General features: G+C 42.5%; 19 protein-coding genes. 16 read left to right on the top strand and 3 right to left on the bottom strand.

Annotated features, from left to right (window positions below; genetic code table 11):
- Nucleotides 1–12: 12 nt before the first annotated feature.
- The 6 genes from PQO03_RS16155 (at nucleotide 13) to PQO03_RS16130 (ending at nucleotide 10,386) form a co-directional block, all read left to right on the top strand.
- On the top strand, nucleotides 13–2,499 hold the full coding sequence (locus PQO03_RS16155) for a 3-keto-alpha-glucoside-1,2-lyase-like domain-containing protein (protein WP_274154228.1): 2,487 nt from the start codon (nucleotides 13–15) through the stop codon (nucleotides 2,497–2,499).
- Between the two features lie 249 nt (nucleotides 2,500–2,748).
- Nucleotides 2,749–5,487, top strand: coding sequence for a PSD1 and planctomycete cytochrome C domain-containing protein (locus PQO03_RS16150; RefSeq protein ID WP_274154227.1), 2,739 nt, complete (start codon nucleotides 2,749–2,751; stop codon nucleotides 5,485–5,487).
- Between the two features lie 24 nt (nucleotides 5,488–5,511).
- Nucleotides 5,512–7,023, top strand: a complete 1,512-nt coding sequence (locus PQO03_RS16145) for a DUF1501 domain-containing protein (protein WP_274154226.1) — start codon at nucleotides 5,512–5,514, stop codon at nucleotides 7,021–7,023.
- Between the two features lie 959 nt (nucleotides 7,024–7,982).
- Nucleotides 7,983–8,711, top strand: coding sequence for a glucosamine-6-phosphate deaminase (gene nagB / locus PQO03_RS16140; RefSeq protein WP_274154225.1), 729 nt, complete (start codon nucleotides 7,983–7,985; stop codon nucleotides 8,709–8,711).
- A gap of 12 nt (nucleotides 8,712–8,723) precedes the next feature.
- Nucleotides 8,724–9,719 carry a hydroxyacid dehydrogenase gene (locus PQO03_RS16135; protein ID WP_274154224.1) on the top strand — a complete coding sequence of 332 codons (996 nt, stop codon included), beginning with the start codon at nucleotides 8,724–8,726 and terminating at the stop codon, nucleotides 9,717–9,719.
- Nucleotides 9,720–9,726: 7 nt separating this feature from the next.
- Nucleotides 9,727–10,386: a ThuA domain-containing protein gene (locus PQO03_RS16130; RefSeq protein ID WP_274154223.1), complete on the top strand. Its 660-nt coding sequence runs from the start codon at nucleotides 9,727–9,729 to the stop codon at nucleotides 10,384–10,386.
- Nucleotides 10,387–10,546: 160 nt separating this feature from the next.
- Here the strand turns inward: PQO03_RS16130 and PQO03_RS16125 are convergent, their stop codons facing one another.
- The 3 genes from PQO03_RS16125 to PQO03_RS16115 form a co-directional block, all read right to left on the bottom strand.
- Nucleotides 10,547–12,091, bottom strand: coding sequence for a sulfatase (locus PQO03_RS16125; RefSeq protein ID WP_274154222.1), 1,545 nt, complete (start codon nucleotides 12,089–12,091; stop codon nucleotides 10,547–10,549).
- Between the two features lie 364 nt (nucleotides 12,092–12,455).
- Complete coding sequence (locus PQO03_RS16120) at nucleotides 12,456–13,865, bottom strand: alkaline phosphatase D family protein (protein ID WP_274154221.1); 1,410 nt, start codon at nucleotides 13,863–13,865, stop codon at nucleotides 12,456–12,458.
- Nucleotides 13,866–14,085: 220 nt separating this feature from the next.
- Nucleotides 14,086–15,150, bottom strand: a complete 1,065-nt coding sequence (locus PQO03_RS16115; RefSeq protein WP_274154220.1) for a glycoside hydrolase family 43 protein — start codon at nucleotides 15,148–15,150, stop codon at nucleotides 14,086–14,088.
- 439 nt (nucleotides 15,151–15,589) lie between these two features.
- Here PQO03_RS16115 and PQO03_RS16110 point away from each other — a divergent pair, with 439 nt between their 5' ends.
- From PQO03_RS16110 to PQO03_RS16065, 10 genes are all read left to right on the top strand, one after another.
- Nucleotides 15,590–16,741 carry a helix-turn-helix domain-containing protein gene (locus PQO03_RS16110; RefSeq protein WP_274154219.1) on the top strand — a complete coding sequence of 384 codons (1,152 nt, stop codon included), beginning with the start codon at nucleotides 15,590–15,592 and terminating at the stop codon, nucleotides 16,739–16,741.
- 170 nt (nucleotides 16,742–16,911) lie between these two features.
- A complete protein-coding gene (locus PQO03_RS16105; protein WP_274154218.1) occupies nucleotides 16,912–17,472 on the top strand; it encodes a flavodoxin family protein in 561 nt (186 codons plus the stop codon).
- A 228-nt stretch (nucleotides 17,473–17,700) separates the two neighbouring features.
- Nucleotides 17,701–19,035: an MFS transporter gene (locus tag PQO03_RS16100; protein WP_274154217.1), complete on the top strand. Its 1,335-nt coding sequence runs from the start codon at nucleotides 17,701–17,703 to the stop codon at nucleotides 19,033–19,035.
- Nucleotides 19,032–19,757, top strand: coding sequence for a type II secretion system protein (locus PQO03_RS16095; protein ID WP_274154216.1), 726 nt, complete (start codon nucleotides 19,032–19,034; stop codon nucleotides 19,755–19,757). Before PQO03_RS16100 ends, PQO03_RS16095 begins: the two co-directional genes overlap by 4 nt.
- Before the next feature lies 1 nt (nucleotide 19,758).
- Complete coding sequence (locus PQO03_RS16090; RefSeq protein WP_274154215.1) at nucleotides 19,759–20,883, top strand: endo-1,4-beta-xylanase; 1,125 nt, start codon at nucleotides 19,759–19,761, stop codon at nucleotides 20,881–20,883.
- 131 nt (nucleotides 20,884–21,014) lie between these two features.
- The gene (locus PQO03_RS16085) at nucleotides 21,015–21,446 is read left to right on the top strand and encodes a hypothetical protein (RefSeq protein ID WP_274154214.1); all 432 of its coding nucleotides are present in this window, start codon (nucleotides 21,015–21,017) and stop codon (nucleotides 21,444–21,446) included.
- Nucleotides 21,447–21,448: 2 nt separating this feature from the next.
- On the top strand, nucleotides 21,449–21,811 hold the full coding sequence (locus PQO03_RS16080; RefSeq protein ID WP_274154213.1) for a hypothetical protein: 363 nt from the start codon (nucleotides 21,449–21,451) through the stop codon (nucleotides 21,809–21,811).
- A 407-nt stretch (nucleotides 21,812–22,218) separates the two neighbouring features.
- Complete coding sequence (locus tag PQO03_RS16075) at nucleotides 22,219–22,998, top strand: type II secretion system protein (protein ID WP_274154212.1); 780 nt, start codon at nucleotides 22,219–22,221, stop codon at nucleotides 22,996–22,998.
- A 116-nt stretch (nucleotides 22,999–23,114) separates the two neighbouring features.
- Entirely contained in the window at nucleotides 23,115–23,900 is a 786-nt protein-coding gene (locus PQO03_RS16070) for a type II secretion system protein (RefSeq protein WP_274154211.1), read from the top strand.
- A gap of 247 nt (nucleotides 23,901–24,147) precedes the next feature.
- Nucleotides 24,148–25,524, top strand: a complete 1,377-nt coding sequence (locus PQO03_RS16065; protein WP_420792890.1) for a sulfatase family protein — start codon at nucleotides 24,148–24,150, stop codon at nucleotides 25,522–25,524.
- The last annotated feature ends 132 nt before the right edge of the window (nucleotides 25,525–25,656 follow it).

Raw genomic sequence — 25,656 nt, 5'->3', positions numbered from 1 at the left:
ATCAATACTATTATGAAAATTAAATTAGTCACACTACTTATCATGCCTATGCTGGCTCTTTTTGCAGCTATTCCCGATGGTTACAAATTAGAAACGATTACGCTCCCCAAAGGCGCCGTATCGCTTTTAGGTGTCTGCCAAAAAGATGCCGATACGATGGCGATCTGTACTTGGGAAGGCGAAGTCTGGGAATATACCAATGGCACTTGGACACTTTTCGCCGAGAACCTCATGGAACCCAACGGCATTTATTATGATAAAAAAGATAAGTCCTACTATGTTGCGCAAAAGCCCGAGCTCACCCGCTTGCAAGACACTAATGGTGACGGCAAGGCTGATATCTACGAAACTTACTGCGCTGAATTTGGTATTACCCGTGGTTATCATGAATATCATTTCGGCCCCGTCGTTGATAAATTAGGTAGAAAATATGCTTCGCTCAATTTAAGTGCGACACCCATTGATGGCAAAGGCCTCGTTGTTCGTGATGGCCGTCCAGGTAAAGGTGGCGTTATGACCTACACCGCTCCTTATCGTGGCTGGGTTTATCGTTCGGACCGTCAAGGTCATTTCCATCCCATTGCGAGTGGTTTTCGCTCTCCGTGTGGCATTGGCATGAGTCCCAAAGATGAAATCTTTGTCACTGATAACCAAGGTGACTGGATGCCCGACTGTGCACTTTTCCATGTGCAAGAAGGCAAATTCTATGGTCATCCCGGTAGCCTTTTAGGGCGCCCTGATTTTGACGAGAAAAAAATCCTCTCAATGAAAGCCGCCGATTTCGAAAAAATTCGTACCCGTCCCGCCATTTGGCTCCCACGTACACAGATTTCCAACTCGCCTGGCAGTCCAGTTTGGGATACAACCAAAGGCAAGTTCGGTTTCTTCAAAGATCAATTTTTCATTGGTGATCAATCTCAATCCAACCTCATTCGCTGCGGACTTGAAAAAGTCGATGGTGATTATCAAGGCTGGTGTGTAGAGTTCCTTAGAGGCACCCAATCGGGCACGGTAAAAATGAATTTCGATGCCCAGGGCCAGCTCTGGACCGCGCAAGTGGGACGTGGATGGAAATCTGCGGGTGGTAAAAGAACCGCACTACAAAAAGTCAGCTGGGATGGTAAAACGATTCCTTTTGAAATCTATAAAGTAGAGCTCACTCAAGAGGGCTTCCGCCTCACTTTCACTCAGCCCATGAGCAAAAAGTCACTTCCTAGTGTTAAAAGTTGGCACTACAATTATTGGGCAATTTATGGCTCGGACCGCCTCGACCAAAAAGACCTCCAAATCACCTCTTCAAGTCTTTCCAAGGATGGCAAAGTTCTCGATATTAAAGTTCCCCTGGAAACTAAAAAGATCTATGAGCTCACTTTCCCTGAGATGACTTCTGCGAATGGCGCAAAATTGCTCAATCGTTCAGCTTTTTATACCCTCAATAAGAGACTGCCTAAAAAGATCACTAAGCGGCGGGCACGCCCACTCATCCCTGGTTCAGGCTGGGAAAGAAATGATGGTCGTCGCCCTCTCCCCTCAATAAAAACACCGAAGTCCTTTGCTGAAACACAGGCTAAAACTCCTAGTAAAGCGATCATTCTCGATCAATCACAATGGACTAATCCAAATTGGCAAACAGATAAGCCAGGACTCTGGAAACGCAGCAAAGGCAATCTTGATACGAAGCAAGCTTTTGGCACCTCGCGAATTCACCTCGAGTTCATGACTGAAAAAACCAAAGACCCAAAAATCACTGGCCAACTCTATGGCAACTCAGGTATCTTCCTCATGTCCGGCTACGAACTGCAAGTTATGAATAGCTACCAAAACGACACTAATGCCGATGGCATGTGCGGCGCCATCTGGGGTCAGCAACCACCCCTCGTCAACGCTAGTCGTCCTCCCGGTGAGTGGCAGTCTTATGATATCTTAATGAAAGCCCCCATTTTTTCTGCCGATGGTGAAGTCCTAGAACCCATGCGCGCCACCATTTTTCACAATGGCGAACTCATTCAAAACGACACGTATTTTCTCGGTGAAGTCAACAAGCCTTACAAGGCTCATGGTAAACGCCCCCTCAGAATTCAGGATCACAAGGGTTCCAATGTCTTCTTCCGCAATATGTGGATTATCCCCGATGTCGACTACGATAAAAGCCTCGATGCCTTTCGCTATAGCTTCCAATCCGTGCCCAAAAGAAAAGCACCACCCAAGCCCATCAGCGTCATCTCTCGTGGCATGGTAGGACGTATCGACACAAACTCGGATGAGATCATTAGCGAAAAGGATTTTATTTCATTCTGGGCTCCCATGTTTGATCATGATGACAAAAATAAAGACAATAGCCTGAGCCCCACTGAATTCCCCCACCCTCAAGCCTTCAAGGGCGGTGACACCAACAAGGATAACAAACTCAGCCGCGCTGAACACAAAGCTATTTATAGCGGTCAATTCCGCGACCTCGACAAAAATAAAGATGGGCAAATCGACCACCAAGATAAGTAAACCCTGGGTACGCCGAGCACCTGCTTGGCCTAACTCAATCGGCAGCATATTTAAAAAACATCCTGACTTTTTCCTACATATCTAACAAATAAAAACTTTATGCCCGTAATAAAGACATTTTTTTGTTATATACAATCCTACAGATAAATAATGGCTCTCACAAGCATTTTTTGACCTAAGTTCCTTAGATTACTTCTCAATTATGAAGCGAGGAACACAAATTAAAATCTTTAAAATTTGGAGTGAAAGTTGCACAAGCATCTACTTATAATTTTTTTAATCTCTTGTTTATATCTCCCTAGCTACGCAAAAAAACCTGATTTTGCAAGAGAAATTTTACCTATTTTGTCAGACAAATGCTTTGCCTGCCACGGACCCGATGCCAAGAAAAAGGAACTGCGCTTGGATTCTTTTGAACATGCGAGCAAAGACCTAGGTGATTATCACGCCATTAATCCCAAGGACCTTGATGAGAGTGAAATTATTTACCGATTAAATGATGATGAAGACCCCATGCCGCCTCTTAAGAAAGGCAATAAACTCAGTAAGCAAGAAAAAGATTTACTCACCGCATGGATTAAGTCCGGTGGAAAATACGAAAAGCACTGGGCTTATGTACCCCCAGTAAAGAGCACTAAGCACGGGAGTATTGATGAGTTCATCAAAGCGGGTTTTGCCGAAAAGAAAATCGACTTTGCTCCCGCAAGCGATAAAGCTACTTTAGCTCGTCGAGCATCTTTGGTACTTACGGGTCTCCCCCCTGAGCGAGTAGAGCTCAAAACTTTTTTAGAAGACAAAAACCCGCAAGCTTATGAAAAGTTCATTGATCAATTACTTGCTCGTCCTTCATACGGAGAGCATCAGGCGCGTTATTGGCTAGATGCGATTCGCTATGGCGATACCCATGGATTACACCTTGATAATAAGCGTGCGATTTACCCCTACCGCGATTGGGTTATTATGGCCATGAACGACAATCTACCGCTCGATGATTTTATCACCTGGCAGCTTGCCGGAGATCTACTCCCCAATCCCACTTTAGAGCAGAAAGTGGCCACGGGTTTTGTGAGAATGAACCCCACCACTGGTGAAGGCGGTGCCCTAGAAGAAGAGTTCCAAGTCAAGAATAATTTTGACCGAGTCGAAAACCTGGGCACTGTCCTACTGGGTTCAAGTTTACTTTGCGTACGTTGCCACACCCACAAATACGACCCCATTATCCATGATGAGTACTATCAGCTCATGGCTTTTTTCAATAATACGGCAGAAAAATCTGTCGACGCCAATAAATACGATTATGCCCCAGTGATTAAAGCACCTTCAAATATTCACGACTGGAAGCAATGGAAAAAACTAAAGGCGCAGGGAAAAATAGTGGAACCACCCATTTTTAACGCGCTTTTGACGCAAGAGGTCGCCCCAAGTAAAACACCAAAAAATGAAAACATCTCTCTTTATATACTGGAGACTGAGCTCTTTCAGGGCAGTATCGATGGCTTCCGTTTAGATATTTTAAACGATAAAAGCATGTCAGACAAAGGTCTTAAGCTAGACAAATCGGGTGATTTTCGTTTAAAGCAGTTTAAAGTCAAATACATTTCACCTGATGGCAAAATTAAAGATTTAAAACTTGAACACGCCTCTGCTAATTCCACAAGAAGAGGATTTAGCATTGAAGATATTATTAAAGATAAAATGGCCAAAGGTTGGGAGATCCAAACTAAAAAAGCTTTTAAGCACGCTATCACATTGGTTCTATCAGAAACGCTCAATAGCCTTAAAGGTGCTAAACTTCGTTTTGAACTCATTTCAAATTCCGCTTCAATCAATCCAAAACGTTTTCAATTATCATCCGTAAGCAAACTCATACCCAAAACTCCCTTAGCTAAAATTGAATATCGTTTCACCAATACCCTCATTGCCCAGGAAGGACCCAAACGCGATACTTTTGTACTCGAACGAGGTGAATACAACAGGCCTATTGGTGAAGCGCTTGAACCGGACGTAATATCCGTCATGGGCGAAATGCCAAAAGGCGCACCCAAGAATCGCCTGGGTTTGGCTCAATGGTTGACTTCCCCCAATCACCCCACTGTTTCACGTGTTCTCGTCAACCGCATTTGGCAACGAGTCTTTGGAACCGGACTCGTACGCACCTCCGAAGAATTTGGACTGCAAGGAGAGCAACCCACGCACCCTGAATTACTCGATTGGTTAGCAGTCAGCCTACAAGAAAATAAATGGGATTTAAAAAAGACTTTGAAAATGATGGTTTTGAGTCAGACTTTTATGCAGTCTTCGCAATGGCGCAAAGATCTAACAGACCCAGAAAACAAACTCTATGCCCGTGGCCCCTCTTTCCGCTTAGATGCAGAAGTCCTGCGAGATATGGGCTTGTGGACGAGTGGTTTATTGGACCCACACATGGGTGGCGAAGGCGTCAAACCCTATCAACCTGCTGGTATGTGGGAATCTATTGCTCACCCCTCAAGTGATACCAAAGACTACAAAAAGGATGAGGGCAGTAAACTCTATCGCCGTAGCCTCTACGTTTATTGGAAGAGAACAAGCCCTCACCCCATGATGAATTTATTCGATGCGCCGAGTCGCGAAGTCAGCTGCGTCAACCGTTCCCGTACCAATACCCCCTTACAGTCTTTGGCTCTACTTAACGAAACGCAACGTATTGAAATGTCGCGCATGCTTGCCGAAGCTCTTTTAAAAGAAGCAAACGATGATCAATCTCGATTAGAGATGATTTTCAAACGAATTACGAGTCGCAGCCCTTCTACCGCGGAAACTCAAATCTGCCTAAAACTCTTAGCTCAAATGAAAACAAAATTTAGCGACTCACCAGATGATGCCAAACAATTGCTCTCCACTGGTGATAAACCTCGTCAGCAACAACTAGATATCATCGACCACGCCGCTTGGACCCAAGTTTCTGCCATGCTTATGGCCTCTGATTTGGCCCTATTACTTTATTAAAGCGCTTATGAAAAGGAAAATATAATGTTTGATCTAAATCCAATGCGTGAACATGAACTCATGATGACCCGACGTCAACTTTTTGGTCAGGCTAGCTTAGGCCTAGGCACCGCGGCAATGGCGAGTTTACTGGGCCCCGATTTACAGGCTGCACCCGCAAACCCTGATTTCAATGGTGGCATTCACCACAAAGCAAAAGCCAAACGAGTCATCTACCTTTTTATGAGCGGTGGCCCAAGCCATCATGATACCTGGGACTACAAACCAAAAATGAAAGATATGCTAGGCAAGGAATTGCCCGCAGAAATTCGTGATGGCCAACGTGTTACAGGTATGACTGCAGGGCAGAAGAGTTTTCCCGTCTGCCCCAGTAAATACGAATTCAAACGATACGCCAATAATGAAGATGGTGTGCACGTCAGTTCCTTATTGCCCCACACGGCAAAAGCTGTTAAAGAAATGTGTATCATCAATAGTACTTTCACTGAAGCGATCAATCATGATCCCGCGATTACCTACATTCAAACCGGCAGTCAGGTGCCCGGTCGCCCTAGCCTGGGGGCCTGGTTGAGCTATGGACTCGGTAGTGACAACAAAGATCTCCCTGGTTATGTTGTCATGCACGCGAAAAGCAAGCATGCGGAACAAAGCCTTTTCGGTCGACTTTGGGGCAGTGGCTTCATGCCCTCTGATCACCAGGGCGTCTTATTGCGCAATCAAAAAGATGCGGTGCTCTACCTCAATAATCCCAAAGGCGTCAGTCGAGCTAATCGTCGCAACCAATTAGATGCCTTAGCGGCCATTAATCAGCAACATTATGATTCCTTTGGTGACCCTGAAGTCCTCGCTCGTATTCGTCAGCATGAAATGGCCTATAGAATGCAAATGGCCGTTCCAGAATTGATGGATATATCTAAAGAACCCAAAAGCTCCTATGAACTCTACGGCGAAGATGCTCGCATCCCTGGAACCTTTGCGGCCTCTTGTTTGAATGCTCGTCGCTTGGCTGAGCGAGGCGTGCGCAATATTCAAATTTTCCATCGTGGTTGGGATGCTCATAGAAACCTACCCAAAGAACACGAAGATCAATGCCGGGATATTGATCAAGCCTGCTATGGCCTCATTACGGATCTCAAGCAACGCGGCATGCTCGATGATACCCTCGTGGTCTGGGGCGGTGAATTTGGTCGTACCGCTTATTGCCAAGGACCCCTAACAAAAGAAAACTATGGTCGTGATCACCATCCTCGTTGTTTCACAACTTGGATGGCGGGTGGTGGCATCAAGCCAGGCATCACTTATGGTCGTACTGATGATTATGGCTATAATATAACGGACAAAGATGGTAACACCCTCACTCCTCAGCCCAGTAAAGATGCCAAATGGACGCCTGGCACCATGCATGTCCACGATCGCAATGCGACCATCCTCCACTTGCTGGGAATTGATCATGAGAAACTCACTTACAAATATCAGGGTCGTGATTTCAGGCTCACCGATGTTCATGGTCATGTCATCAAGGATATCCTAACTTAAGAGAAACAAGCCCGTCTTTTATCCGCCCACGTTGCAAACCACCCCCTGGGTACGCCGAGCACCAGCTTGGCATCGATTCAAATAATGGCTACTCCTAATTCATCCGCCCGTGATGGCAAGCGTAACCCGTAATGATAGGGAACTTAAGAGATTACAAGATTAAATCCGTGCTTAATCAGACCTGTGAACTGATGAAGCTTAAGCGCTGGAGCGAAGCTCCGAGTATAGGAGTTTTTAAGGGCTATTGCCACACAGGCGGATAAAAATTATTGGCCCATACGGCAGTACCTTAAACGGGGGTGGGGGCGGAGCCTAATGGGTGGAAACTTAAGGGATATTTGAGCTCGAAGAGCTTAGGAATGTAGCCATGGACGTAAGTCCGTGGTATTTGAATAACAGCATCGTGCGTGCCGAAGGTACGCTGCAGAGCGTTTCCTTCATACCTTCGGCATGAATATCATTTTTTTAACAATACCCACCGGATAAATCTGGTGGCTACCATACTACATACCTTCGGCATGTGCTTAAGTTCCCATCCATTAGGACAGAGGCCCAAGGCGGCAAACAAAACACAAAGGGCTGAGGAATTCGCCTCACTCCAGCGGGGAGCTGCTGCCACCTTTTTTAGTCTGGCCCCGAGGGCTCCTCGGCCACCGGAGGTATTTATACTGGGGCTCCGCCCCAAGTTTGACTAAATGAGGGACGAGTCCCTCACACTCCCACCAAGATACTGCCGTATGGGCAAATGCTTTTTATCCGCCCGTGGTGCAAACCGTCCATGTGTACACCGAGCACTAGCTTGCCACTGACTCCAAATCTATGCCAAGCTTTATTTCATTTTAATAACTCCTTCTATAAAAAAGGGAACTTTATCGCTTCCTAGCCTAAGTAAGTGTCACATTGAGCTCTTTTCATTGGTATCTCCCTAATAATCAATTTTTGAATTCAAGGAGATACGCGTGAAACTTCATATCTGCGATAATAAGTCCAGTGCTGAAAAAGCCTGTGCTGAAATTTTCATTAAGCATCTACAATCTAATCCTAAGGCAAATCTAGGCCTTGCTACTGGTGGCACCCCCGTCATCGTCTATAATTTTTTAGTAAAAGCTTTTCATTTTAGCCAGATTAGTTTTCGACATATCAAAACTTTTAATCTCGATGAATACCTCGGGATTCATGCTCTCCATGCCCAGAGTTACCGCTCATTCATGAAAAAACACCTTTTTGATCATGTCGATATACTTCCTTTAAATTGTTTCTTCCCTTGTGAAGAAATTAATTATGATGAAGCCATAGAAGTTAATGCTGGCATTGATATTCAACTGCTCGGCCTCGGAACAAATGGCCATATCGCTTTTAACGAACCGGGAAGTTCTTTTGATTCAACAACACGTAAAGTGAAACTGAGTAATCAAACCCTTCGAGATAATAAACGCTTCTTTCAAGCTGGTGAATTTCAGCCTGACACCGCAATTTCTATGGGGATAAAATCGATCATCAATGCCAAAGAGATCATCATGCTGGTCACAGGTGAACATAAAGCTAAAGCTTTACAGCAATTAGTCGAAGGGCAGATCACGGAAAATTTTCCCGCGTCAATCCTTCAGGCTCATAGTAATATCACCATTGTAGCTGACCTCAATGCTGCATCACTCTTAAGCGAAACAGCCGAACTTATCGGCTGCTAAAAGGAGATAAAAATGAAAGCTGCTTTTTTTAATAATGGAAATCGTCTTTTCGATGTTTATGCCAATGGAAGAAAAGAAATCATTGAAAAAGAATTCGAACTCTTTCCTCAAATCATCACCTCAGAGAACTTTGCAGAGAATGCTGAACTGCTCAAAGAAGTAGAAGTGATTTTTACTACCTGGGGCATGCCCGCCTGTACTGCTGAGCAAGTGGCCAAATTACCCAATCTAAAATTGCTCATGCATGCTGCTGGCAGTACCAAATCCTTTGCTCAGCCTTTTCTTGAAGCGGGCGTACGGGTTTTTTGTGCCGCCGAATCTAATAGCATCCCCGTGGCCGAATTTTGTTTAGCGCAAATTCTTTTGGCCTCAAAAGGCTTTTTTCAAAATGTTCTCGATACCAAGAGGATGCGCAATAACGATCATTTTGGCGGTGCTTACAAAGGTAAAGGTGCCTATGGCGAAAAGATCGCCTTCATCAGCGTCGGTAAAATCACGAAACACACCATGGAACTTTTAAGTCCCTTTCACTTCGATAAGTTAGCCGTATCGCGTTCCTTGAGCGCTAGCTACTGCCAAGAGAATAGTATCTCAAAAGTGACTATGGAAGAAGCTTTTGAACAAGCCTACATCATTAGTAATCACCTCCCTGATCGTGACGATAATATTGGCGTCATCAACTATGATTTACTGAGCCAAATGCGTTATGGTGCGACCTTTATCAACACCGGTCGCGGAGCTCAAGTCAATGAAGATGATCTTATTCGAGTCATGAAAGAACGCCCTGACCTCTGTGCTTTGCTCGATGTCACTCACCCTGAGCCCTCCTCTCCCAATTCGGAATTATTTGATCTCCCCAATGTACATATGAGTTCCCATCTTGCGGGCTCCATTAATGATGAGTACGTACGCATGGCTGATTTTGTTATTGAACAAGTTAAGAATTGGCAAAACAACAAAGAGCTTTCTGGTGAAGTTAGCTTAGAAGAATTAGCTTATTTAGCCTAGGAAAAATATGATTTTATTTTTAGCAGACAATCACTATAATGCCTTCAGTGGCAAAAATATTCACGGCGAAATAGAAAATGATTACGCCATCGATTTTAGCGAAGATGATTTTGCGAAGCTCGCAGATATAAACTCAGGCAAGTATCAATTACTGATGCTCCACATGATTGCGGGTACTTGTAATAATGATCACCCCGATCAAGCCTCACAAGATGCCCTCAAAGCCTATTTAGGAAAGGGTGGCAACATGCTGCTACACCACGGTTCTAGTGCCGCTTTCTGGGAATGGGATTGGTGGAGAAAAATCGTTGGTCATCGCTGGGTACGTCGTGATGACCCGGATGGCTCAGAACAGTCGACTCATCCAGTGGAACCTTATTCCGTTTCGCTTTGCAATGCCATTCATCCCCTCGCAAAGAAACTCCTACCCATGGATTTTGATACGGATGAAATTTATATCAATTTAGAACAAACTGCACCCACAATTGACCTCATGGAAACTTACTATGATAAGAAACGTTACGTTCAGGCTTGGTCTTGTCCCACTCCATGGGGTGGCGAAATCATTGGCCTGCTTCCCGGTCATGCACCTTCGGCCACCTCAAACCCTCAATTCTTAGCCAATTTAAAAACGATTATTAATTACCTTTATAAAAAGTTGATGTAACCTAATTAAATTCAATGAGTTATATTATTTATGTTCATAAAAACACTTATTATTAAATCACGATTACCCAGAATAGAGGGCATGATGCGACCCGTACGAGAGGGAAGCTCTCTGCGACTTGGTTTATAAGCGAATGGAAGATAACACAATATTAATGGCCTTATTTAAAACGATTTTGTCCTACTTTAATCATCGCCTCGAGCTCACGACGTAATTCTTCCTTAATTTGCTTATACTCAGGGTTCTTTACAAAATTTATTTTTTCCTCGGGATCTTTTTCGTAATCATAAAGTTCCTCATCTACGACAGGCCCGTCCATTTCAGATTTCTTGTGATCTAGAGCTTTCCATAAAGTATAGCGATAACGCTTGGAACGTGCGGTATAGCCCATGACATGCTTGCCGTTAATTTGTCGTGGATACTGAGCCATCTCTATAGGCTTAACTGTGGCATTTATATCATTGAGTATCGGAACCAGACTTTTCCCCTGTAGATGCTTGGGTTTTTCGATACCCGCTAAATCACATAATGTGGGATACATATCAATTAAGCCTACGGGTGCATTTGAACTTCCCCCCGCTTCTTTTATATGGGGAGCTGCAATAATCAGTGGCGAGCGCACCGCTTGTTCAAAGTTAGAATGTTTACACCAAAGACCATGGTCACCCAGGTGAAAACCGTGATCTCCCCAAAGACATATGATGGTACTCTCGGTCAACTTTAGTTGATCTAACTTATCAAGAATCAGTCCGACCTGAGCATCTATAAAAGAAACACAGGCAAAATAACCATGAAGGATTTCACGTTGATAGTCATCGGAAAATGGTAGTTTTTCTTTTAGCGAATATGCGTGTAATTCTTCCATACCTCCAAAAGCATGTTTGGGAATGCCCTGCCCTTTATCTTGATAAGCTAATTGTATATCCTCACGAGAATACATATCCCAATACTTTTTAGGCGCTACAAAAGGCAAGTGCGGCTTTTGAAAGCCCACTGAATAGAAGAAGGGTTTATCCTGACGAGAAAACTCTGCGAGCATGCGCATCGCTACAATAGTTTTCTGACCATCTGAATAAGCAATATCCGGGTAATCTTCCTTTTCCGTCAAGGGACGTAAGCTTTGTGTAGCCAAGGCTTTATTGAGCTCATCTTTGTTATTTTTATACTTTTCTTCGAGTTCAGCTATTTTCTTTGTCCTATCACTATTTCGATAACCACCTTTTTGATGCCCATATTTTTTGTAGGGCATGACATACTCCCTATAAGGAACCGACCAAGAGAGTTCATCTCTTTTTTCATCCACCGTTCGACTATCAAATGTCTTACCAATACCCGTCGTAATATAGCCATTATTTTTAAAATGCTGAGGTAGAGTTAATACGTCTGGATTAGCTACACGCATTTTGGGAGAGAAGTGAAATACCCGCGCCGAATCAATATAGAGTCCACTCATGACGCTCACACGTGAGGATCCGCAAATTGCATACTGACAATGGGCATTATTAAAGCTTACACCGCGTGCCGCTAAACGATCGAGGTTAGGAGTATGAATATATTTTTCACCGAAGCTGTTAATGAGTGGTTTAAAATCATCGACTGGAATGAACAAAACATTCATTTTTTTTGACGTATCTGCAGCAAAGGCCCATTGAGTTAGCATTATTAATAGCAAGCTATAGACCACTGTCTTTGTTGAAATCTTCATATTTTTACAATCCTATTTTATATCTTTATCTTTTGAAAGAGCATATGCTCTATAAAAACAAAAGTGAATTCACCGCCTATACGGCATTGAATAATACGAGCGCTTAAGAAAAGCATAACTTAAAAAATGTTACTTTGTAAATATCAAAGAGCCTCACCCTGCATCGAGATAAGCCCTGAGACCGTTTTGAACTCATAACCGGCCTCTCTGTAGAATTTTATTATTTCTGGCAAGGCCTCCAGCGTCCACGGACGTTCATGAAGTAACAAAATCGCCCCGGGGAGTCTCATTTATCTTGTATGATCTGCTTTAGAACTTATATCACTTTATTATTAAAGTGATATAAGCGAGATTTTATCGCGTATTATTGAAGGTCGAGAATGATTTCGTGATTGATACGCTGCTTGCCAGTTTTTGGGTCTTTTTCATCGGCGTCATGCCAACGCAAGATGGCTTGAGGCGTTTCGCCTTTACGTTCTACTTTTACGGTTAAAAATCCACCTCGAGCATTGAAGAACTCGTGCATTTTTGGATCTTTCTTGGGCGCACCACCAAACATGTGTTGACCATTGATCGGCCCACAGCCAAATTCGCGTATCCCCAATTTGGGGTGCTTGGAAGCGTATTGCCAATGACGATCACCGCAGATGATGTAGAGGTTGTTTTGCGTGGCAATAAATTGGCGTAATTCTTCGCCCTCGGTAAAGAAACCCGCGTTGGCGTGATTATCATTTTTACCTGGTTTATCTGGACCGATGATGGGGCCTGGAGTCACAATAAATTTAAAAGTCGCATCAGAAGCCGCGATGGTATCTTTGAGCCATTTTTTTTGCTTTGCGCCAAGGATGGTTTTGTTGGGGCCATCCTTCATCTTATTCACCGAGCGATAATCACGGTTCTCGGTTAACCAAAGTTCCAAATCCTTGCCCCAGCGTATACGGCGATAAGTCAAGTCTCCCATGGGAACCTGCTCAGTAAAAATCTCAATGCCTTGTTTGAAGGTGAGGTCGCCGTGAACCGAACTTGGGTCGGAATCATTGGTCACAGTGTCATGATCATCCTTCATAAAAAAGGAGGGGACTTGGGCACTGAAATCACGGTTGAGTGGCAAAGCGAAGGTATGATTCCATTTGCGACGTGCATCACGAACATTCTTGGCGAGGTAACCCTTGTCGTAATAGAGGATATCACCCGTATGAATGAAGAAGTCGAGGGGGCGTTCCAATTCAAGCATCTGCTTATAAACCGAATGGCCGACACGTGTATCCTCGGCTGAGCGAATAGCTTGGCAAGTCACAATGGCGACTTCGGCAGTCACGATATCGTTTGGAGTAGGAGCTGTGGTAAAGCTGCCTTTACTAGTCGAGCTAATAGTCTCAGAACAATAATAGCGAGCATCAACCCGAACTTGGTAAGTAGATCGAGGTGTCAGATCATCAATCATAACTTGGTAAGTGAAATCACTCTGAGCATTTACGTCTTTCCACTGACTCTGAAAGAACTGTTGTTCTTGCTCAGTTAGGGTAATTCGAACCTGTCCTGTATGACCAGGAGCAACTTTGGGCGGTGTGAGCTGCTGTTTCCGGACTCGATCCTCAGCTTCAGTTGTGGTGAATTTTGCGTGACCATCAGTCAAGCGTGTCCAGATAATGACCGAATGAGCGGTGACTTCACCAATTTTAATTCCGTTGGCTTGTTGAGGGCCCTCATTTGCCATAAGGCTCACTGCCAAGAGGCTGATCAAGCTAAATATTTTTAGACTATTGTTTATCATTTAAGACTCCAGTATTTATATATTTGTTTAAGTTCTTTGACCCGTTCGGGCTATTGTGCAGAGAAGTCTTTAATTTCGAGGAGGCATACTCACTTCATTGAATTGCCAAGTATTGTTATTCATTGAGATTTCCTAAGTCTAGAATATGATAGCATTAGAGCTTCTTACCCTAAATCGAAATGATTATTAAATAAAAGCTCTAATTTCAATCAGTCTTTAATTAACTATTATAGTAAGGATTTATTGTTGTGATTGAGCCATCTTCATCATGAAGAAGTTCAGTCATTTTAATGTTACGCAGGTGGGTCTGCCCCCCTGAAAGCATGCAGTCGTGATAAAAGAGATACCACTTGTCTTCAAATTGAGCGATTGAATGATGTGTCGTCCAGCCCAATACTGGCTCTAAAATCACCCCTTGATAAGTAAAGGGGCCATAAGGTGAATCACCTGTAGCATAGACAATTTTATGAGTTTCTCCCGTAGAGTAAGAAAAATAATATTTACCCTTGTGTTTGTGCACCCACGGACCTTCAAAGTAACGGCGATCGGTATCTCCCGCCAATAAGGGCTTACCTTCCTGATCGAGAATGACTATTTCCTTAACTTCTTCGTCAAGACTGATCATATCGCCTGCTAATTTGGCAACACGTGGATTGAGTGCAGGCTCATCATCTGCAGGATAAATATCCTCTCCAGGAGCATTATTACGCCACTGCTGTAATTGGCCGCCCCATAAGCCGCCAAAGTACATGTAATAACTAGCATCATCATCCTGAAGTACCGCGGGGTCAATACTGTAAGCACCCTCGATATGATTCTCCTCAGGTATAAATGGACCTTCGGGAAGATCTCCGATAGCAACTCCAATCGAAAATATACCATCATGACGCCTCGCGGGAAAATAGAGATAGTATTTACCATTCTTCTCCGCTGCGTCTGGGGCCCACATCTGACGGTCGGCCCATTTCACATCTTTCACATCGAGAGCCACACCATGATCAATCGCTTTACCAAAGGGCTTCTCAAGTGAAAAAACATGATAATCCTTCATATCAAAATGATCACCATCATCATTGAGGGCTTGATTTGTTTCAACATCATGTGAGGGGTAAATATAAATCTTATCATTAAAGACATGTGCCGAGGGGTCTGCTGTATACATATGCTCCACTAAAGGTGCTGACTTTGGATTCAGTGTGGAGGCTCTGATAAGATCCTTTTCAGTCACCAGCTCTGCATCACTCTTTTGTATATTTAAGTCATTTTCATAGACTAGATCATTCATGATTTAATTCCTTTTTTTTCTTCTCAACGCCTCTTAAGACTCTTTAACTAAGCTCTATTAATGAGCTGTGTGAATATTTGAGTAATTGCGATTTCAATGCCCCTGCACCTTTAGAATCTTCAAGACCTCACCATATGTCAGTTAGAGTACGCTATAGCATTTTACTAAGGGCTGTGTTTTGGTCTATAATAGGCAATCTCGTTCATCATCATTTTTCTTATTGCTCTAAAGCTAAGCCCTATCAGCAAACCACACAATATATATAAATGATCAAAAATTTAATAAAAATGAAACACTTAATATAAGTCTATAGCTGCTCATCCCATCTCAAGATTTATTTATAATAAGGCTTACGATGATGATTAAAATGGTAATAGTGATTCGCAAATGATATCATAAGGCTATAGCTTACTTATAAATGAAACATCGGGGCGCTTCAATGGACAGTAATACACAGGTCAATACAAAAAAAATTTTACTCGCACTGGATTGGTATGACAACAGAGTTCATCAAGGAGTCGCTAAAGTGGCGCAGAAGTATGGCTGGGACTTATTTTGTTTGCACAAAACTCAAAATCAGCAAGGTATCCCAACTTGCTGGCGTGGTGATGGTGCGATCACTATGATCGGTCACAAAGAAACTTCAGATTTTTTTAAGGAGCACAAAATCCCGGTCATTGACTTGGGTTTAGAAAAACACGGATTGCAGGTACCTCGTGTGGTGACCAATAATGAAATGATCGGAAAAATGGCTGCTAATCATTTTTTAGAACGAGGATTTACAAATTTTTACGTCCCTTTCGAATGTGGCCTTCCTATGTTTGAAGAACGTAGTAAATCTTTTAAAAATACACTCAAAAAAGCCGGCTACGAATGCCAAGTCTTAAACTCGCCAAACATCTACGATGAACACCTCTTCAATCACTCCTCCGATTGGTGGAAAAAGAAACTTCCCCAGCTACAATTTCCCGCTGCACTTTTTGCCTTTGAAGATAGCTGGGCGGCACAATGGTTAGCTTTGCTCGAATCAATGGCTTACAAGATCCCCTCAGAAGTAGCTATTTTAGGTGCAGATAACGATCCACTTATTTCTACCGCCTCACATATTTCCCTTAGTAGTATTGATACCGATCAACACGGACTCGGTGTCAGAGCCGCCGAGGCCTTGGAGGTATTAATCAACCAGCCTCAGTCGGCCTCTCCATTATTGATCCAACATGAGCCGCTCAATACTATCACCCGAGCAAGTACTGACATCATCGCTTCCTCCAATCCTGTAGTGAACCGTGCTCTAGCTATCATTTACGATGATGTAACTATCAATGCATCAAGCCTTGCTCAAAAAATGGATATGTCTGTACAAGGTCTACAACGCTCTTTTCGAGCCCATTTCCATATGTCACCCGGACAGATTATTCGTCAGTTACGACTGCGACGAGTTAAACACCTACTCATCCACAGTAAGATGAGCAGTGAGGAAATATCCCGTCAAACGGGCTTTTACTCGATTCAAGCACTCCATCTATTTTTCAAACGAGAAACAGGCATAACTCCGGGTACTTATAAACGTTTAAAAATTCCTAAAATCTAAACTAAAATTCGAAAAACTATCAATCTTTGTTCGGCTAAGTACTAAGATATCTACAGCTAGCTCTAAACATTATGTTTCATTTATATGAATTAGTATTCAATTTTCGCAATAGATTAAACACTTTATCCCAGTTATTATAGTATATATAAATTAATAATAGGTACTATAAGATGAGCAATATACTCGTACTTTACCACTCTCGTGGCGGTAACACAAAAATCATGGCGGATACAATTGCCGCTGGCGCTTCCGAACTCGAAGGAATGACAGTTCGTGTGCTATCTACTGATGAAGCTAGTTTCGATGACCTCAAATGGTGCGATGGCATCGCACTTGGTTCGCCAACCAACTACGGCACTATTTCCGGCAAGATGAAGTGTTGGTGGGATGAACTCCCTCCCTCAGGTTGGGGTACTCTAGATGGAAAAATTGGCTGTGCTTTCAGTTCTTCTGGCGCTTGGGGCGGAGGTGCTGAACTTACTTGCATGACCTTAATGACTATTTTGATGAATTATGGCTTCCTCACTTTTGGCGTCACCGACTACGTCGATCAACAATTTTCACCTCACTACGGTAGTATCTCGGCTAGCTCACCTAATGAAGAACGTGTACAAAAATCATGCCACCGCCTCGGTCGTCGACTTGCCGAATGGGTTTCAACTCTCATTAATAGTCGCGAAGATCATCATCCACTCAAACAAGACTACGAGCGCTTTAAGTCAAAAACATGACTTAACAAAGATATCCCAAATAGTCATGATATTTCGTTTTTATTAATAAGTATACCATTTGTTATAATTGATGATCTTTTTGGCGAGCTATATAATCATATAAGCAAGGGTTGTTAGCTATATCCTGTTCTAAAAGAGTCTGATGCAATCAATAAAAATTCTAGTTTCACTAAAAAAAATAGGATTCGACTCTACCAACTATTAATCTCCTCTAATTAGGAACTGTATATGCTAGCTTTAAAACAAAAAGATATATTTCGATATAGCCTAGGAGATTTGGGAATTAACCTCAATTTCCAACTTATTGGCTTTTATCTTGCTTATTTTTATACTGATGTCTTCGGCATCTCCGCTGCTCATGTGGCAGGTCTCTTTTTAGTAGCTCGAATCTGGGATGCAGTCAATGACCCCATAATGGGCTTCATTGCTGATCACACAAAATCTCCTTGGGGTCGCTTTAGGCCTTATCTACTTTTTGGTGCGATTCCACTCAATCTTATTCTACTCGCCTGTTTTTATACCCCCGAACTCTCCGATACTGGCAAAGTTATTTACGCCTATGTCACCTATATCATCCACGGTGTCTGCTTTACTCTCGTCTCATTGCCCTATTCATCCATAAGTGCTGTAATGACCCAGGATCAACAAGAGCGTGCAGTCATTTCAACTTATCGAATGTTTTTTGCTGTGGTAGTTGCCCTCGGAATCATTGGCGTTGGCGTCAAACCTTTCGTCAATCTCTTTGCCACTGAACAACAAGGTTTCTTTGTCGCAGCTTGTGTACTGGGGGCGAGTTCGGTTATCCTCTTGTGGACTTCATTCTTCTTCTCTAAAGAACGCGTCGAAGTTCCCGCTGAAAAGTATCATCTCAAGGACATTATACCCATCATCATCAAAAATGATGCATTACTCGTTTTGGCTGGTGCTATGTTACTTAATACCGCAGTTTGGGTTACAGGCAACGCAGTGGCTCTCTATTACTTTAAATATGTTTTGGGTAACGCCGATCTACAATCAACTTTCTTTATGGTGATGCTTCCGGCCAATATGTTAGGTGCATTTGTCACCCCCTTTATCACCAAACGTTTTGGCAAACTCAAAACCTTTATGTGGGCCAGTCTTGGAGTCGCTATATTCTCTTTATCACGTCACTTCATTCCAGATGATCAACTCACACTTATTTTTGCCGTTTCGGGAATAAGTTCATTTGCTATGATGTTTTGCTCGATTGCTCAGTGGGGCATGTTACCTGACACAGTTGAATATGGCCATTGGAAAACCGGTCAACGTTCAGAAGGTATTCCCTTTGCCTTTTTCTCCTTTATGCAAAAATCTGCAATGGCTTTAGCAGGTAGCGTGGCGGCTTACGCTATGTTCCTAAGTGGTTATGAAGCCAATACAGTACTCACCGCGAGTGCAGATAAAACGATACGATGGCTATTTAATATTGTCCCTGCCATTTACTCAAGCCTCTGTTTCATCGTACTTTTATTCTATAAACTAGATGGCCCACTCTACAAAAAAATTATTACTGAACTTTCATCTAAAGAGCTTAAATCATGAAATCTATTAACCATACTCAAAAGCCATTCACCCTTATAGAACTTTTAGTTGTTGTCGCAATCATTGGGATCTTAGCATCTCTTTTACTCCCCAGCCTAGGGAAAGCGCGCCAAAAAGGCATGACGGCAGTCTGTCAATCCAATCTAAAACAACAAGCAATTATCTTTTCAATGTATAATGATGACTGGGGAAGTTATCCCGCACCTTGGGATAGGAAAAGTTCTTTCGGTGGTAGTTACAATGGTGCTGCTCGTTGGTGGTCCCCCTTAGGTTCTTATCTAGGCCAAGCAGATTGGGGTTATGAAAACTATAATACGAACTCACTCGCCCTCACCAATATTTTGCATTGTAATAATGCTGATATTAATCAGATGACTGGCGGAGCTAATACACATAATGTTTATGGCTATGGGATGAACCTCTTTCTTGCTGATGATGGTACCTTAAATTGGAAGGAACGCTATATCACCTACCCTAATCCAAACAACATTGCCAAGCCTTCTCTTACGCCCTTAAATGCCGATGCACGTGCGACTGATTTGGGAAAATCCAGTGAATTATCAAGTACTAATTTAAATAGTTTTTATAAATTTGATCGTATTCGACATGATAATGGTAGCAATAGCTTATTTATCGATGGCCACGTTTCATGGCAAAGAGAAGCTAGTGCTTTTGCCAAGTATCAAGCTTATGGCAATAATTATTGGAGAGGAGATTATTAAAATGTATGTACGTATTCTATTACTTTTAAATTTAAGTTTTTATTTAAGTGCAAGTTCCCTAAAAGAAGTTTATAAAGATAAATTTCGTATAGGAAGTGCCATAAATATCCAAGAACAACTTATTCAACACCCAGAAAAATTTGAAGCTCTTATAAAAAAAGAATTCAATAGCCTCGTTGCCGAAAATGCCATGAAGTGGGAGGCCCTTAACCCACAAAAAGGCGTGTATAATTTTAAACTCGCCGATGCCCTCGTGAACTTTGCTTACAAAAATAACATGCAAGTCGTGGGACATGTCTTGTTTTGGCATAATCAGACCCCTGATTGGCTGTTCAAAGATGATCAAGGGCATGTCGTAAGTAAAGATGAATTACTCAAACGCATGCGTTTTCATATCACCACATTACACCAACGTTATGGCAATAAAATCCAATCATGGGATGTAGTTAATGAGGCTATCGATGAAGATGGCTCCGTGAAAAACACACCTTGGAAAAAAATCCTTGGTGACGACTGGATCCTACAGGCTTTTCAAATGGCAGAGGAAGTTTTTCCCAGTTCAACAAAGCTCATCTATAACGACTTCAATGTCTTCAACAAGAAAAAACTTACGGGCATCGTATCTATGGTTGATCAGCTTTTAGCTGCAGGAATTCGCATCGATGCCATCGGAGTCCAAGCTCATTGGGCACTCGACTACCCCTCCGATAAATCTATCGAGAACTTGATCAACCAAATCTCCTCGAGAGGTCTCAAAATTGATATCTCTGAATTAGATATCGATGTATTACCCATGCTAAAATCTTTTAGCGGCGGCGCTGAAATCACCGAAAACCATAGCTACAAACAGAGTATGGATCCCTACCGCAAAGAATTCCCTAAAGCTAAACAGGAGGAACTCGCTGCACGCTACGCTAACATTTTCAGGATCTTCTTGAAGCATTCAGATAAAATTGATCGCGTAAACTTCTGGGGACTCAACGATCAGTTCTCCTGGAAAAATGAATGGCCCATTTCCGATCGTAAAAATCATCCCTTGCTTTTTGATCGAAACCATCAAGCAAAAGCTGCTTACTATCGCGTTCTTCAAAGTCCTTCCATTGAATTAAAAGGATCTACTCAATGACCAATTGTTATTACATTAACTCTCCTAAGTCATTTCTCTTTTGCTTCTACAAAACCAAACATCCTCATCTTTCTAGCTGACGACCTCAGTACTTTCGATGTCGGTTGCTATGGCAATAAAATTGTGCGCACATGAATCACGGTCACACGAACCAAGGTATCATATCTGGTTTACCCTTCCCTAGCCGATCAGTTCGCGATAAACGATACAAGTATATCCAAAATCTAAATCCGGAGGGCATTTCAAGTAATATCATGACTCATAATCAAAGTTTCCAAGCCTATGGCGGTGGTTGGATGACAAACTGGGCTAAGCTCGGTGAGACTAATGATTTTTGGGCCAAGCGTCACAAACTCATTCTTAAACGTCCTGCGGAAGAACTTTATGATCTCGCTAATGACCCGTGGGAACTAAACAATTTAGCCAACAATCCAAAACTCGACTCGATCAAAAATAATTTAAAAACACAAGTTCAGGACTGGATGTTACAACAAAATGACACCGGGATGATCGCTGAATTCAGCGTTAAAAAGCGTCAGAAATCAACTCATAAAGGACATTAATCATGATTAAAACTCGACTCGCCTACTTACTGGTTTCTAGCTTATTTTTTATCTCTTTCACAAATGCAGCAGATCAAAAAGCCAATGTCGAGGCTTTCTTTACGCAAATGAACAAGGAAGTTGACTTCGAAAAAGAAATTGGTCATGCCAATGACAAGGATCAGGCAAAAGTTCTCGGATGGCTTTCCTGCGTCTATGGTGCTTTCGTTCTGATTCTTCTATTTATACCGAATAGTATGTCAGCTCGCTGGGCTTTGTTTGGCTGTGGAGGCTTCATGATGAGTGTGGGTTTAGCCCTACTCGCTTATAGCCGAAAAAGTGTTTCAGAAGCCCCGATTCCCATTGCAGAGATTGAACTGGACTAGGGTAAAAACTTCACGATTACCCATTAAGAGGGGCAAAGCCCTTTAGTCGCCTGGTCAAGGAAAGGCATTTCCTTGCTGGGGGAGCTAGAGGGGGACAGCGTCCCTCTCTTATGCGAAGCATCAATCCCTTTATTATGCTTAATCGTGAAAAAATTCATCACTCTAATCACGTCCCGCATCTACTAATATCTTCTTTAGTCGCACACACTTTGCGGGGCGTGTTTTTTTTTTAAGTCTCAAATTAACAATAAGATAAGACGATATAAAACTTGTCTGAAGGACTTAATCAATCCATGTCTTCAAACTTCCATTCGGGGACCAATATAAAAAACTTTCATGAATTTGTAACAAGCCACCCTGCGCCTTGTCTAATTTTATATAGACGATAATTAAAGCAGGATATACCCATGAAACTCATTAAGTCCCCACACACACTTTTCGACCTTAAAACGAAGAAAAAATTCACCCTCATCGAACTTCTTGTGGTTATTGCCATCATTGGTATTCTCGCTAGCTTACTTTTACCTACTTTAGGTAAAGCCAGAAAAAAAACAAAGGCAGTATCGTGTGTCAATAACCTCAAGCAGATTGCCTACAGCAGCTTAATGTATACAGACGACAATTTAGGATATTTTCCAGGCAGAGTCAATTCAGGCGCGTTTAGGATTTCTTATGATGACTACTTAGCCGGCTATGATGGTCGTGATTCATTAACTTATGAATTAATGAAACAGAATGGTTTAAGTGAGCTAGAAGCGGCTGGCAGCGAGGGATACACATGCCCTTCAAGCCCATTTACTGTAGAACCCAAGCGCTCCTATGCGATTAGTTTCAATTGGAATAATTCAAGATTAGGCGTAAGCAGTCATGATCCCGATTTGCTGAGGAAAATAAACGATATTGGAGAGACTTCATCCTCTATAGCTTACACTGAAACTGGCGATAATAGTGCAAATTACACTATGGGACGAACTGGAGGAGATGTCGTATGGGCTCATATTCAAAATCGTGATTTGTATACCAATAATGTTTATGGTGGTGAGGAATACCACCAAAGTAAAACGAATTATTTAATGGTCGATGGTCATATTGAAGCTAAAGGCTTTCATAGTACACTTGTAAAATCAGATGGAACGATGGCAGCCACAAGCGATATCAGAACCACGATTTGGGACGCAAGTCGCTAGACTAAGCACTGCATGGCTCTCAGACCCAAGCTTAATAAAACTTTTATGCATTTGTAACGCCCCGAGACTGCGTCTTGTATAAGATTGAAAGAACTCAAGCAAAGCAGGATTCATTCATGAAACTCACTAAGCCTTCACAGACACTTTCCAAATTTAAAATCAAGTACAGATTCACCCTCATAGAACTGCTCGTGGTGATTGCCATCATTGGTATTCTCGCCAGCTTACTTTTGCCTTCTCTAGGTAGAGCGAGAAAAAACGCCAAGCGAGCTGCTTGTATCAATAATATGAAACAATTAGGTATCTCTACTTATCTATATACAGATGATAATGAAGGGAAATTCCCTTGGCGTAGCCCAACTATTCGTGTGACTTATGACGACTCTTTGGCGGGTTATGATAGCCGTGAAACTCTAAGTTGGGCAGAGAAAACAGTCAATGGATTCACCGAAGCGGAAATCGGAAAGAGTGCCCAAATGTACGTCTGTCCCTCGACTCCCTTTTCAACAGAGCCTCAGCGTAGCTATCAAATAAATATTAGAGGCAATGCTGGCCAGAAAGGCTTTAGAGGCGTGTCTGGCGACCTAATAGACTCCAGTATAATTAGTGAAATAGTAAATCCCACCAGAGTCATTGCCTATTCAGGTGGGGGCGGCAATGGCATTATGGGAGCTAGTGGCGACGGAACCATGGCTTATTTTCAACAAAACTCCTTTTATACCAGCTTAAGCTACGGCGGCGAAGAGCCCCATGAGAGCAAAACAAATTATTTAATGGCAGACGGTCATGCCGTGTCGATGAGATCTTTTAGTACTTTAATTACAGCTGGTGGTACTATCGTTGATGTCAGTGGTTCTGGTAATGATACTGCAGGAACCTACTGGGATGCTGGCGATAAATAAATTATTATTTTTGATAATTTATCTTGAGGCAGTGTTACGATATCAAAAAAAACACACTTATATAGATGATGACTAGCTCAGTAATTCCATAAGCTAAGCTCAGCGTGGCAAAGCTCAGTTTATTTTGTAACAGCCATCAATTTCCCCTGTCTAATTAAAAAATCCCCTTTGAAAGTAAAAATTTGTTGCGATTGTCAAACATTCTTGTTTATATCAGCAACTTCAAATAATAGGACCTTTAAATGAAATATCTTTTTTGTTATTATCCTTAGTCTCTGTACAAATCTTAAGTGCAGCTGAAAAACCCAATATACTCTTTATCTTTAGTGATGACTGGGGCTGGGAAGACCTCAGTTGCCATGGTCACCCCTACATAAAAACACCTAATATTGATCGACTTGCCGCAGAAGGTACTGACTTCTACCGCTTTACAGTCGCTAGTGGTGTCTGCTCACCCAGTCGTACCGCGGTTGTCACTGGTCAATTCCCTGCACGTTTTAGTATCGATGGTCACTTTGCTTGGGTGCCAAGCAATGCCAAGCGCGGAATGCCTGACTGGCTTTCGCCTAAATCACCGATGCTTCAACGCATGCTTCAAAAAGCTGGTTACCGCACGGCTCACTTCGGCAAATGGCATTTGGCTAATAATATGATTCCCGATTCGCCCCTCCCAAGTGAGTATGGTTACGACGAATATGGTGCTTTTAACTGTGCTGGTGAGCAAATGCCCTATCACGAAGATTCCATGCACTGTATAAAATTCATCGAGAAAAGTGTTGCCGAAGACAAACCCTTCTTCGTCAATCTTTGGATTCATGAGCCTCACACTCCTTTTCATACTCAACCTAAATACCAATGGCGCTTCCGCGACCTTCCTGAAGATGATAATATCTATGCTTCCGTACTCTCACATGCCGATGATAGAATTGGCGAAGTCCTTGATGCTCTTGATCGCCTAAAAGTCACTGATAATACTCTTGTTATCTTTAGTTCTGACAATGGCCCTGCACGTGCGTCTAAACCAGGGACACTCGAATTAAAATACGATACGGCTACAGGCGCCGGTTGGGGTCTCAATGGAGCCAAAGGCATCACTGGTGGTCGTAAAGGTTACAAAGCCACTGTTTTTGAGGGTGGCATCTGTGTTCCTTTCATTGCTCGCTGGCCCAAGAAAATTGCTTCCGGAAAAATCAATAAAGTCTCACCTATTTCCGCTGTTGATTTACTCCCTACTTTCTGCGCACTCGCTGGTGCAGAATACCCTGCTGGCTACAAGCCTGATGGTGTCGTACAAGTTAAAGCCCTCTTAGGCCAAGATCGCAATACTGAACGTACTAAACCACTCTTCTGGAAAATGCCCGTCAAAGTAAACTCTGATAAAATTGGTGGTTTTCACTGGGTAACTTATGCGACCATGAATAAAAAATGGAAACTTCTTGCGAATCACGACCTCACTCATTTTGAACTCTATGACATCGTCGCCGATCCCATGGAAAGTACCGACCTTAAAAAGCAGAAACCAGAAGTCGTAAAAGAACTTATTACGAGTATCAAAGGATGGCAGCAAACTCTTCCCAAAGAACCTACGGGCGATGTTTTCTCTACTTTGAGAAATCAAAAATAAGCCTTATTAAAAACATCTGATTGAAATTAAAACCTGTAGCATGCCGCTACAGGTTTTTCTCTATTAAAGCAAAACAAAATTATTTTTATTAGATACGATCAGCCTTTTTTCTTGTTTAGTATTACTAACACC

It is taken from the genome of Lentisphaera profundi (assembly GCF_028728065.1).
GTDB classification, from domain to species: Bacteria; Verrucomicrobiota; Lentisphaeria; order Lentisphaerales; family Lentisphaeraceae; genus Lentisphaera; species Lentisphaera profundi.
Note: the sequence above shows the minus strand (reverse complement) of the source record. Positions and strands in the feature narration are given on the sequence as shown.